This window comes from Brevundimonas intermedia, from assembly GCF_004614235.1.
In the GTDB taxonomy this organism is placed as follows: Bacteria; Pseudomonadota; Alphaproteobacteria; order Caulobacterales; family Caulobacteraceae; genus Brevundimonas; species Brevundimonas intermedia_A.
In genome coordinates, this window is the sequence record NZ_SPVH01000002.1 from 734,984 (window position 1) to 746,496 (window position 11,513).

General features: G+C 67.0%; 10 protein-coding genes and 1 tRNA gene. 5 read left to right on the forward strand and 6 right to left on the reverse strand.

What is annotated here, in order from left to right; all coding sequences use genetic code 11:
* Position 1: 1 nt before the first annotated feature.
* Positions 2-232 (reverse strand): hypothetical protein, encoded by a 231-nt coding sequence (locus tag EGY25_RS05460; RefSeq protein ID WP_135194019.1) that lies wholly within the window; start codon positions 230-232, stop codon positions 2-4.
* Positions 229-1,668: an argininosuccinate lyase gene (gene argH, locus EGY25_RS05465; RefSeq protein WP_432417364.1), complete on the reverse strand. Its 1,440-nt coding sequence runs from the start codon at positions 1,666-1,668 to the stop codon at positions 229-231. Before argH ends, EGY25_RS05460 begins: the two co-directional genes overlap by 4 nt.
* Between argH and EGY25_RS05470 the strand changes: the two genes are divergently transcribed.
* A complete protein-coding gene (locus tag EGY25_RS05470; RefSeq protein ID WP_135194020.1) occupies positions 1,667-2,332 on the forward strand; it encodes a TlpA family protein disulfide reductase in 666 nt (221 codons plus the stop codon). The genes argH and EGY25_RS05470 overlap by 2 nt on opposite strands.
* A gap of 8 nt (positions 2,333-2,340) precedes the next feature.
* Here the strand turns inward: EGY25_RS05470 and EGY25_RS05475 are convergent, their stop codons facing one another.
* Positions 2,341-2,649: a hypothetical protein gene (locus EGY25_RS05475; protein ID WP_135194021.1), complete on the reverse strand. Its 309-nt coding sequence runs from the start codon at positions 2,647-2,649 to the stop codon at positions 2,341-2,343.
* A gap of 72 nt (positions 2,650-2,721) precedes the next feature.
* Positions 2,722-2,798 (reverse strand) — tRNA-Met (locus EGY25_RS05480).
* Between the two features lie 184 nt (positions 2,799-2,982).
* On the opposite strand from EGY25_RS05480, the gene EGY25_RS05485 reads away from it, so the two are divergent.
* The 4 genes from EGY25_RS05485 to EGY25_RS05500 all read left to right on the forward strand — a co-directional run bounded on the left by EGY25_RS05485 (position 2,983) and on the right by EGY25_RS05500 (position 8,148).
* Complete coding sequence (locus tag EGY25_RS05485; RefSeq protein ID WP_135194022.1) at positions 2,983-4,218, forward strand: PQQ-dependent sugar dehydrogenase; 1,236 nt, start codon at positions 2,983-2,985, stop codon at positions 4,216-4,218.
* A gap of 58 nt (positions 4,219-4,276) precedes the next feature.
* A complete protein-coding gene (locus tag EGY25_RS05490; protein WP_135194023.1) occupies positions 4,277-4,498 on the forward strand; it encodes a hypothetical protein in 222 nt (73 codons plus the stop codon).
* A 240-nt stretch (positions 4,499-4,738) separates the two neighbouring features.
* Positions 4,739-5,944 (forward strand): acetyl-CoA C-acetyltransferase, encoded by a 1,206-nt coding sequence (locus tag EGY25_RS05495; protein ID WP_135194024.1) that lies wholly within the window; start codon positions 4,739-4,741, stop codon positions 5,942-5,944.
* An 11-nt stretch (positions 5,945-5,955) separates the two neighbouring features.
* A complete protein-coding gene (locus tag EGY25_RS05500; RefSeq protein ID WP_135194025.1) occupies positions 5,956-8,148 on the forward strand; it encodes a 3-hydroxyacyl-CoA dehydrogenase NAD-binding domain-containing protein in 2,193 nt (730 codons plus the stop codon).
* 423 nt (positions 8,149-8,571) lie between these two features.
* Here EGY25_RS05500 and recA read toward each other — a convergent pair whose 3' ends face one another.
* Together recA and EGY25_RS05510 are read right to left on the reverse strand one after the other, a co-directional pair.
* Positions 8,572-9,654 (reverse strand): recombinase RecA, encoded by a 1,083-nt coding sequence (gene recA, locus EGY25_RS05505; protein ID WP_135194026.1) that lies wholly within the window; start codon positions 9,652-9,654, stop codon positions 8,572-8,574.
* A 169-nt stretch (positions 9,655-9,823) separates the two neighbouring features.
* On the reverse strand, positions 9,824-11,464 hold the full coding sequence (locus EGY25_RS05510; RefSeq protein ID WP_135194027.1) for an MHYT domain-containing protein: 1,641 nt from the start codon (positions 11,462-11,464) through the stop codon (positions 9,824-9,826).
* Between the last annotated feature and the right edge of the window lie 49 nt (positions 11,465-11,513).

Below are 11,513 nucleotides of genomic sequence, written 5' to 3' on the forward strand. Positions count from 1 at the left end.
GCTAGCGCGGGTCGTTCTGGGCGGCGCCGGCGCCGATGGGGTTGGACGGACCGCCGTCGATCGGCACGCTGCTGGACGGGCGGTTCATGGTCGCCGGCTCGGGCAGATGCGGCGCGCGGCTGTCGCGCGGCGCGCGTTCGGTCTCGCGCACAGGCGATTCCAGATCGGCCATGCGGCCACAAGCCGAGGTCATAAGGGCGAGCGCGCCCACGACGATGAGGGTTTTCTTCACAGGCGGGCTCTCCAATCGGCGATACGCGCACGGACCTGTTCCGGCGCGGTTCCCCCATAGCTTTGACGGCTTTCGCAGGAAGCCTGGGCGGTCAGCACCTTGTAAACCGCTTCGGTGATGCCCGGCTCCAGTTTCTGCATTTCTTCCAGCGGCAGTTGCGCCAGGTCCACGCCCAGGCCCTCTGCCCGCTTCACCGCCGCCCCCGTCACATGGTGCGCCTTGCGAAACGGCAGGTTCAGCTCGCGCACCAGCCAGTCGGCCAGGTCCGTCGCGGTCGAGAAGCCCGCGCCCGCCGCCTGGGCCATGCGTTCGGTGTTGGGCTGTAACGCCGAGACCATCGCGGTCATGGCGACCAGCGCCAGGTCCAGCGCGTCGAAGGCCTCGAACACCGGCGGCTTGTCCTCCTGCATGTCCTTGGAATAGGCCAGCGGAAGGCCTTTCATCACCGTGGACAGGGCGACCAGCGAGCCCATGATCCGGCCCGTCTTGGCGCGCACCAGTTCGGCGGCGTCGGGATTGCGCTTCTGCGGCATGATCGACGACCCCGTCGTCAGGTCGTCGGGCAGGGAGGCGAAGCCGAACATCGGCGTCATCCAGATCACGATCTCCTCGGCCAGACGCGACAGGTGGCCCGCCGTAATCGAGGCGGCGGCCAGGCTTTCCAGCGCGAAATCGCGGTCCGACACCGCGTCCAGCGAGTTCGCCATCGGCCGGTCGAAGCCCAGTTCCGCCGCCGTCATCTGCCGGTCGATGGGGAAGGGCGACCCGGCCAGGGCCGCGGCGCCCAGCGGGCTTTCGTTCATCCGGGCGCGCGCGTCGGCGAACCGCCCCGCATCGCGCCCGAACATCTCGACATAGGCCATCAGGTGGTGACCCAGGGTCACGGGCTGGGCCGTCTGCAAATGGGTGAAGCCGGGCATCAGGTCGCCTGCATGCTGTTCGGCGCGCGCCAGCAGGGCGGCCTGCAACGCCTTCAACTGGGCCACGCTACGGTCGCAGGCGTCGCGCACCCACAGGCGGAAATCGACGGCGACCTGGTCGTTGCGGCTGCGCGCGGTGTGCAGGCGGCCCGACGGCTCGCCGATCAGTTCGTTCAGGCGCGCCTCCACATTCATGTGGATGTCCTCGAACTGATCGCGGAACGGGAAGGTCCCGGCCTCGATCTCGGATTCGATGGCGTCCAACCCGCCCAGGATGGCTTCGGCGTCGGCCGACTGGACGATGCCCTGCTTGGCCAGCATGCGGCAGTGGGCGCGCGATCCGGCCAGATCCTGACGCCACAGCCGCTGATCCACGCCGATGGAGACGTTGATCGCCTGCATGATTTCGGCGGGGCGCGACGAAAAGCGTCCGCCCCACATGTCTTGACCCGCGGGCTTCACCGGCGCAGTCGAACCGCCAGATGGCTTGGCGTCGGAAGAGGTGGATTCAGTCATGAGCGGCTCTAGAAAGGCGATCTGGGCGGTCGTCGGCGCGGTCGTCGTCGTCAGCACCATCGCCGGCGCCGGCGGCATGGCGATGTCGCTATACGCCAATCATCGCCAGAAGGCGCAAGTCGAACAGGCCGCAATCGCCGCCGCGACGCCGAAAAGCGACCTGGCGCGGTTCGCCGTCGGCCCCCTGGCGGCGCTTTCGACCCCGGTCCAGGCCGAAATGGCCCCCGAATACGCCTTCCGCGACCGCACCGGCACCGCCGTCCGCTTTTCGGCCTTCCAGGGCAAGGTGGTGGTCGTAAATCTGTGGGCCATGTGGTGCGCGCCGTGCAAGGCCGAGATGCCGACGCTTCAGGCCTTGGCGAAAGCCTATGAGGCGAATGAGGATCTGGTGGTTCTGCCGATCAACGTCGACGCGACGCCGGAAGCGGCGGCCGAGGCCAGACGCTTCCTCGACGACCACGCCCCCCTGCCCTTCTACAGCGACATCCGCTTCCAGTTGCCGTTCGAGTTTCCCGGCAAGGGCGCCATGCCGCAGACGATCATCTTGGATCGCCAAGGCCGTATCCGCGCCACGATGGCGGGCGAGGCGGACTGGTCCAGCCCCCAGGCTCGCGCCCTGATCGACGCGGTGCTGGCGGAAGGCGGCGCACCGCCTCCAGAGTGATCCGTGCTTTAGTTATCGACCGGAACGCGCTGGTCCGTGGCGGGATTGATCGCGCCGGGCTTGCCTTCGGCGGCCGCTTCGGCCTGTTCGCCTTCCAGCTTGTCCGCGACCTTGCCGGCCCCGGTCTCGACCGCCTGAGCGGCCTTCATCGCACCACCCTCGATCACCTCACCGGCACGCGACGCCACATCCGCCGTCTTGTCGGCGGCGGCCTCGGCATGGGCTTCGGTATTTTCCTGTTCGGCCTCGGTGCAGGCGGCGGCGCCCAGGGTCAGGGCGGCGACGGCCGCCATCAGGGCTTTGGTTCGGATCGTCACGGCGGATCTCCGGTCAAGGTTAAGGTGTCGACCGAGAACGCAGCACAACGGCACAGGTTGCAGCGGCGGAAGTGGTGACTGGAGGCGGGATCGAACCGCCGACCTGTGGGTTATGAATCCACCGCTCTAACCATCTGAGCTACCCAGTCCCGGGCCTGCGCGAGGCCGATGGCCAGCGCGAAAGAGGCGTGCCTATATCGCCGTCGGGCGCGCGGTTCAAGTCGTCTCGGTCAGATCGTGCGGCGATAGGGCGCAAGACGCCGCAGGGCCGGAACGGTAACGCTGGCGTCGCCGTTCCAGAACCAACGCCTGTTTCCCATCGGAGCCTCTGCCATGCGCCTGATCGTCGCCGCCGCCTCGACGTCCCTGCTTGTCCTCGCCGCCGCCTGTGGCGCGAACGGCGAAAGCGCGAACGCTCCGCCCCAGGCCAGCGCCCCGCTGGAAACCCGCCCGGCCAACAACCCGGATCAGCAACCGGCCTTCGCCGGCCAGACGCGCGCGCCGGGCGTCAAGACCGAACAGGCGATGGCTCACACGGTCGTGGCCTCGGGCCTGGTTCATCCCTGGGGACTGGCGGCCCTACCCGACGGCCGCTGGCTGGTGACGGAAAAGCCCGGCCGCCTGCGCATCATCACCGCCCAGGGCCAGATCAGCGAGCCGGTCGCGGGCCTGCCCGCCGTCGACGCCCGCGGCCAGGGCGGCCTGCTGGACGTGATCGTCGGCCCCGGCTTCGCCCAGGACCGGATGATCTACTGGAGCTATTCCGAACCGCGTGACGGCGGCAACGCCACCTCGGTCGCCCGTGCGCGTCTGTCGGACGACGGCGCGCGCGTGGAGAACGTCCAGGTCATCTTCCGCGCCCTGCCCATCTATGACGGCGACAAACATTTCGGTTCGTCACTGGCCTTTGCGCCCGACGGCAAGCTGTTCATCACCCTGGGCGAACGCTCGGACCGGCCGATGCGGCCCCAGGCCCAGGACCTGGGCTCACACATGGGCAAGACCATCCGCATCAACGCCGACGGCTCCGTGCCCCAGGACAATCCCTTCGTCGGCCGCGCCGGCGCCCTGCCCGAGATCTGGAGCCTGGGTCACCGCAACGCCCAGGGGATCGCCGTCCAGCCCGGCACGGGCGCGATCTGGACGATCGAACACGGCACACGCGGCGGCGACGAGGTCAACCTGGACAAGCCGGGCCTGAACTACGGCTGGCCTGATGCGGCTTACGGCGTCGAATACGCCGGCGGCCAGATCAACAGCGGCGTGACCCAGGCGCCGGGCACCGAACAGCCGGTCTATTACTGGGATCCGGTCATCGCACCGGGCGGCGCGATCTTCTATCAGGGGGCTATGTTCCCCGGCTGGGACGGAAACCTGTTGGTCGCAGGCCTGAAGGAAAAGCACATCGCCCGTCTGGTGATCCAGAACGACCGCGTGGTCGGCGAAGAGCGTTTGTTGACCGACCTGGGCGAACGCGTTCGCGACGTGGCGGTCGGCGCCGACGGTGCGGTCTGGGCCATCACCGACGAGGACGACGGCAAGCTGGTCAGGCTGGCGGCGACGCAGTAACCTTCGAACGCCGGGGGGCAAGGAAGGAGCGCATCGTCGCTCCAGGGAGCACCGAGCCATGCGTATCCTCATTCTCTCCGCCGCGATCAGCCTGCCCTTGCTGGGGGCCTGCGGCACGACGGGCGGCGTCAACAGCTACCAGAAGGACATGGACGCGTTGGAGGCGGAATGCACCCGTAGCCAGGGCATCCTGACGCCGACCGGCCTGCAGACCGGACGGCCCCAGACAGAATACGCCTGCAAGATCACCGGCGGCGCGACCCGCATTCCGCCGCGCTGACGGAACGCGAGCGGGCCTGGCCATTGCGCCGGCCCGCTCGCCAGCGGCGTCGAAACCCCTGCTGAATCGAAAGACACCGGCCCCCTAGCGCGGCATCACGCGGCTTATTACTTGACGTTGACGTAAACGTAGGGTTCTTGGCGTCCACGCTTGGAACCGCCCTGCCCTCATGTCGCGAACCGCCCATTCCTTTCAAAAGGGGGCGGTGAGCATGGGGGCCACAGATGGAGACGCACTCCCATGGCTGACGCCTATATCTACGACGCCGTCCGCACGCCGCGCGGCAAGGGCAAGAAGGACGGCTCGCTGCACGAGATCACCGGCCTGAGCCTGGCGACCCAGGTGCTGGAGGCTCTGCGCGACCGCAACGACCTGGACACGTCCAAGGTCGATGACGTCATCCTGGGCTGCGTCACCCCCGTGGGCGAACTGGGCGCCGACATCGCCCGCACGGCGGTCCTCTCGGCCGGCTGGTCGCAATATACGGCGGGCGTTCAGGTCAATCGCTTCTGCGCCTCAGGCCTGGAAGCCGTGAACATGGCCACGGCCAAGGTGAAGTCCGGCGAGGCCGACTTCGCCGTCGGCGGCGGCGTCGAGGTCATGAGCCGCGTGCCCATGGGTTCGGACATGGGCGCCTGGCCGACCGATCCCTCCTCGGCCTTCCCCACCTATTTCGTGCCGCAAGGCGTGTCGGCGGACATGATCGCCACCAAATACGGGTTCAGCCGCGACGACGTGGACGCCTATTCAGTCGAAAGCCACAAGCGCGCCGCCAAGGCCTGGGCCGAGGGCCGGTTCAAGAAGTCGGTTCTGGCGGTCAAGGACCAGCTGGGCCTGACCATCCTGGACCATGACGAGACCATTCGTCCGAACACGGACATGCAGGCCCTGGGCGGCCTGAACCCCTCCTTCGCCATGATGGGCGAGATGGCCTTCGACAGCGTGATCAACCAGCGCTACCCCGAGGTCGAGCGCGTCACCCACGTCCACACCCCCGGCAACTCGTCCGGCATCGTCGACGGTTCGGCCGGCGTGCTGATCGGTTCGCTGGAAGTCGGCAAGGCCCTGGGCCTGAAGCCGCGCGCCAAGATCCTGGGCGGCGCCTCGATCGGCTCGGAGCCGTCGATCATGCTGACGGGTCCGGAATATGTGACCCGCAAACTGCTGGGCAAGCTGGGCATGACGCCCGACGACATCGACGTGTGGGAGCTGAACGAGGCCTTCGCCGCCGTCGTCCTGCGCTACATGCAGGCCCTGAACATCGACCACGCCAAGATGAATGTGAACGGCGGCGGCATCTCGATGGGCCACCCCCTGGGCGCCACCGGCGCCATGATCACCGGCATCGCCCTGGACGAGCTGGAACGCTCGAACAAGTCGACCGCCCTGATCACCCTGTGCATCGGCGGCGGCATGGGCACCGCCACCGTCATCGAACGCGTCTGAGGATCACACCCATGGAAAACTTCAAGATCGACGTCGACGCCGACGGCATCGCCCTGGTCACGTTCGACGTGCCGGGCCGCTCGATGAACACCCTGACCTCTTCGGTGATGAAGGAAATCCCCGAACTGGTCGAACGCATCAAGACCGACGACGCCATCAAGGGCGCGGTCATCACTTCGGGCAAGGCGTCGGGCTTCTGCGCGGGCGCAGACCTGGGCGACATGGCCGGCGGCGTGCTGTCGGGCGGCGGGGACCTGCAGAAGGCGTTCGACGCCGGCTGGAAGCTGAACGGCGCCTTCCGCGCGCTGGAAACCTCGGGCAAGCCGATCGCGGCCGCGATCAACGGCCTGGCCCTGGGCGGCGGGCTGGAGTTCACCCTGGCCTGCCACTATCGCGTGGTCGAGAACGACAACAAGATCCAGCTGGGCCTGCCCGAGATCAAGGTCGGCCTCTTCCCCGGCGGCGGCGGCACCCAGCGCCTGACCCGCCTGGTCGGCGTGCAGAACGCCATGATGGCGATGAGCGAGGGCAAGTCCTTCCGCCCCAACGACGCCAAAGGCGCCGGCATCGTCCATGAGGTGGTCGAAAAGGGCCAGTCGGTCGAGGCCGCCAAGACCTGGATCAAGAACGGCGGCAAGGCCGTGCAGCCGTGGGACGACAAGTCGTTCAAACTGCCCGGCGGCGGCCCCTATCATCCGGCAGGCATCCAGAACTTCATGGTCGGCAACGCCATGCTGCGCAAACAGTCCTACGGCAACTATCCCGCCGTCGTGAACCTGATGAAGGCCGTCTACGAGGGAACCCAGGTTCCGATGGACGCGGCCCTGCGCATCGAGACCCGCTATTTCATCAAGACACTGATGACGCCGCAGGCCCAGGCCATGATCCGCTCGCTGTTCCTGTCCAAGCAGGAACTGGACAAGGGCGCGGTGCGTCCGGCGGGCATTCCGAAGTCGGACCCCAAGAAGGTCACGGTCATCGGCGCCGGCATGATGGGCGCGGGCATTGCCTATGTTCAGGCGCTCGCCGGCATCGAGACCATCCTGATCGACCAGACCCAGGAAGCCGCCGACAAGGGCAAGGCCCATGTCGAGGAATTGCTGAAGAAGCGACTGTCGCGCGGCCAGCTGACGCAGGAGAAGTATGACGCCCTGCTGGGTTCGGTCACCGCGACGACCGATTATGAGCTGATCAAGGGTTCGGACCTGGTCGTCGAGGCCGTGTTCGAAAGCCGCGAGATCAAGGCCGACGTCACCAAGCGCGCCGAGGCCCAGCTGGTCGAGGGCGCCGTCTTCGGCTCCAACACCTCGACCCTGCCGATCACCGGCCTGGCCGAGGCCAGCGTCCGGCCCGAGGACTTCATCGGCATCCACTTCTTCTCGCCCGTCGACAAGATGATGCTGGTCGAGATCATCCTGGGCGAAAAGACGGGTCAGGCCGCCATCGCCAAGGCGCTGGATTACGTCCTGAAGATCAAGAAAACGCCGATCGTCGTCAACGACAGCCGCGGTTTCTACACCTCGCGCTGCTTCTCCACCTTCCTGATGGAAGGCATGGCGATGCTGGAAGAGGGTTACGGCCCGGCCCTGATCGACAATGTCGGTCGCATGACCGGCATGCCGCGCGGCCCGCTGGAAATGCACGACGACGTCGCGCTGGACCTGTCCTACAAGATCGCCAAGCAGACCAAGGCCGACCTGGGCGACAAATACGTCGCCAACGAGGGTGAACAGATCGTCGCCACCATGGTCGAGGGCGGTCGGTTCGGCCGCAAGAACGGCAAAGGCTTCTACGACTATGACAGCAAGCCCAAGACGCTTTGGGCAGGCCTGGCCGAACTGGCGCCGACCAGCAAGGGCATCGACAAGCCCGAGGAGGCCACCGCCTTCGCCCAGATCGACGAACTGAAGACGCGCCTGCTCTATCGCCAGGCCGTCGAAGTCGCCCGCTGCTGGGAAGAGGGCGTCATCGACGACCCGCGCGAGGCCGACCTGGGCGCCATTCTGGGCTGGGGCTTCGCGCCCTGGACCGGCGGCCCGATCAGCATGATCGACGGCATCGGCCTGGCCAAGTTCGTGGAAACCGCCGACCGTCTGGCGGCTACGTACGGCGACCGGTTCAAGGTCCCGCAGCTGCTGCGCGACATGGCCGCCAAGAACGAGACCTTCTACGGCAAGTTCGCCCCGGAGAAGGCCGCCGCGTGATCGGAAGCGGACAGCGTTGAACGATGGAACGGGCGGCCTTCGGGTCGCCCGTTTTGGTTTCAGAGATGCGCCTTCTTCACTTTCGTCATCCTCCGACAAGCCGTGTCTTCGCGGCGCAGATCGGGGGACCCAGCGGCGTGCGTGAGCGCGAACCTGTCGCGGACTCTAATGTTCCTGCATCGCGCGGTGGGGAGGTTTCGCCTTCGGCGCCGCTGGGTCCCCCGGTCTCGCTGCGCTCGCCGGAGGATGACGAGAGCTAAAGAAAAAGACCCGCCCGACACGAGGTCGAGCGGGTCGCTCCGCCGCCCTTCGCGGGGTCGGTGGCGGGTCGCTGGGGGCGACGGAGTGGGGGTGAAAAGACCGGGCCGCCGCCGGAGCGAACCCTTCAGGTCCGCCCCGGCCGCCCAGCCTCTTGTCTTGGCGTCAGCCTTCGAGATCCTGACCTTCGTCCGGCTCGGGCGTACCCAGCAGTTCGTCGGCGATCTTGTTGGTCGAGGCCCGCACCGCCTTCTCGATCGAGACGGCAATGTCGGGGTTTTGCTTCAGGAACTCGCGCACGTTCTCGCGGCCCTGACCGATCCGGGTAGAGTCATAGCTGAACCAGCTGCCCGACTTCTCGATCACCCCGGCCTTGACGCCCAGGTCGATGATCTCGCCCAGTTTGGAGATGCCCTCGCCGTACATGATGTCGAAGATGACCTCGCGGAACGGCGGGGCGACCTTGTTCTTGACCACCTTGACCCGGGTGGTGTTGCCGACCACCTCGTCGCGGTTCTTGATCGCGCCAGTGCGGCGGATGTCCAGACGCACCGAGGCGTAGAACTTCAGCGCATTGCCGCCCGTCGTCGTCTCAGGGCTGCCGTACATGACGCCGATCTTGTGACGGATCTGGTTGATGAACAGGACGATGCAGTTCGACTTGGAGATCGAGGCCGTCAGCTTGCGCAGCGCCTGGCTCATCAGACGCGCCTGAAGGCCCGGCAGGCTGTCGCCCATCTCGCCCTCGATTTCGGCGCGCGGGGTCAGGGCCGCGACCGAGTCGATCACCACGATGTCCACGGCGCCGGAGCGCACCAAGGTATCGACGATCTCCAGCGCCTGTTCGCCGGTATCCGGCTGTGACACCAGCAAATCGTCCAGATTGACGCCCAGCTTCTGGGCGTAGCCGGGGTCCAGCGCGTGTTCGGCGTCGACGAAGGCGGCGACGCCGCCGGCCTTCTGAACCTCGGCTACCGTATGCAGGGCCAGGGTCGTCTTGCCCGAGGATTCAGGGCCGAACACCTCGATCACCCGTCCGCGCGGCAGGCCGCCGATGCCGAGCGCCATATCCAGACCCAGCGATCCGGTGGACACCGAGGGGATCACGTCCGCGACCCCGCCCTTGCCCAGTTTCATCACCGAACCCTTGCCGAAGGCGCGATCGATCTGCGCGATCGCCGCCTCCAGGGCGCGTTGCTTGTCGCCGTCGTCCTTGCCCACCAACTTGAGTGCTGCCTGTGAAGCCATTGCCTTCGTCTCCCTTGCCATGATTCCCGTCATTAAGCTTGGGAGAGACCCGCCTGGACCCGCCCCCGTTTCGTGAGGACGACTATGTGCATGGTTTGTTCTGGTTCACAAGATGTTCTCGTCGATCAAAACAAGAACACCGAAAAGCCACGTCCGATATTGACGCAGGCTACAACGGCAATCTCAGGCTGAAGCTGAGGCCTTCGGGCAGATAGGCCAGGGCGGCCGATCCGCCCAAGGATCGGTTGACGGTCGACTCGATCAGAGCCGAGCCGAAGCCCCGACGCTGTGGCGGCTGCACCTGCGGCCCGCCGCTTTCGACCCAATCCAGCAGAAGGTGACGGTCCGTCACCGACCAATCGACGCGAACGCATCCGGTCGCATTCGCCAGGGCGCCGTATTTCGCGGCGTTCACCGCCAGCTCATGGAACACCATCCCCATCCCCAAGGTCTGCTGCGCGTTCAGATCGACGTCGGGGCCGGTCAGGCGCACCTGCTCCTCGGCATAGGGCGCCAGTTCCTGGGCCAGCATGGCGCGCAGATCGACGCGTTCCCAGTTGCCGGCCGTGAGCAGGTTCTGGGTGTTGGACAGCGCTAGAAGCCGCGCCTCGAACAGGGTGGTGAAGGTGGCCACGTCCGGCGTCCGCCGGGCGGTCTGTCGGGCGATCGACTGCACCGTCGCCAAGGTGTTCTTGACCCGGTGATTCAGCTCGTTGATCAACAACCACTGCAACCGTTCGCTGTCGGCCAGGGCGGCGAAGGCTTCTCGGCGGTCGGTGATGTCGGTGATCACGCCGGACATCTTCAGGGGCCGTCCCGAGCGACTGCGGATCAACCGCCCGCGAAGATGAATCCATCGGCCGGACCCCGGCAGGAACCATTCCTGATCGTATTCGCCGCTTCCCGCGATGGCCTGTTCCAGCGCCTGGCGATGCCGCGGCAGATCCTCGGGCGACAGGCGGTCGCCGATCTCGCTGGGGCCGAGGCGCTGGGCGGGGTCGATGGACAGGATCTCCCTGGCTCTGCGGGACATGACCGGCGCCTTCATCGGCAGCGTCGCCTCCCAGAAGCCGACGCCTCCGGCGTCGACGGCGGCCAGGACATTGGCCCTATGGTCCGCCATGGAGGCGCCGACGGCGAGAAACAAAAGGGTGACCGCGCCCGCCGTCACCGCGACCGCCAGCACCACCGGAGAGGCCCCGCCCTCGACCGGCGCCCCACCGGCGTTGGCGGTCACCGTCAGGGCCGCCATGCCGATATGGTGCATGGAGACGATGGCCAACCCCAGGATGACGGCGGCGACGCCGCGCCAGGCCCGGTCGCGCTCCTGACGGGCGGCGATCAGGGCGGCATAGGCGGCGGCCACCGCGACGACCACCGACAAGGCGACCAGCCCCGGCCGATAGGTCAGGGTCGCATTCATCCGCATCGCGGCCATGCCGACATAGTGCATGGCGACGATCGCGCCGCCCATCAGCAGCGCCGCCGGCGCCAGTCGCCATGCTGCGGGCCCTGCCGTCCCCGCCGCCAGAAAGGCCGCCGCCGTCCCGGCCGTCGCCAGCAGAAATGAAACCAGCGTCAGGCCGGCGTCATAGGAAACCGGCCCCTCGACATGGAAACCCAGCATGGCGAGGAAATGCATCGACCAGATGCTGACGCCCAGAGCCAGGGCGGCGACGCCCAGCCAGCGCAATCGCGCCGCGCCCGTGTGGCTGCGGGTCCGATTGAACAGGTCCAGAGCCGTCCACGCGCCCAGGATCGCAACCGCCAGCGACAGGACGGTGAACGGATTGACGTATGCGTGGTGCAAGCGCGCCTGGGCCCCGGAAGAAAAACAGCCGCATCCATAACCCGGATTT

What these genes read in the sequence shown, in the direction of transcription:
- EGY25_RS05470 (WP_135194020.1), top strand. Translation starts at nt 1,667, where the DNA reads ATGAGCGGCTCTAGAAAGGCGATCTGGGCGGTCGTCGGCGCGGTCGTC.
- argH (WP_432417364.1), bottom strand. Translation starts at nt 1,668, where the DNA reads ATGACTGAATCCACCTCTTCCGACGCCAAGCCATCTGGCGGTTCGACT.
- EGY25_RS05485 (WP_135194022.1), top strand. Translation starts at nt 2,983, where the DNA reads ATGCGCCTGATCGTCGCCGCCGCCTCGACGTCCCTGCTTGTCCTCGCC.
- EGY25_RS05490 (WP_135194023.1), top strand. Translation starts at nt 4,277, where the DNA reads ATGCGTATCCTCATTCTCTCCGCCGCGATCAGCCTGCCCTTGCTGGGG.
- EGY25_RS05495 (WP_135194024.1), top strand. Translation starts at nt 4,739, where the DNA reads ATGGCTGACGCCTATATCTACGACGCCGTCCGCACGCCGCGCGGCAAG.
- EGY25_RS05500 (WP_135194025.1), top strand. Translation starts at nt 5,956, where the DNA reads ATGGAAAACTTCAAGATCGACGTCGACGCCGACGGCATCGCCCTGGTC.
- recA (WP_135194026.1), bottom strand. Translation starts at nt 9,654, where the DNA reads ATGGCTTCACAGGCAGCACTCAAGTTGGTGGGCAAGGACGACGGCGAC.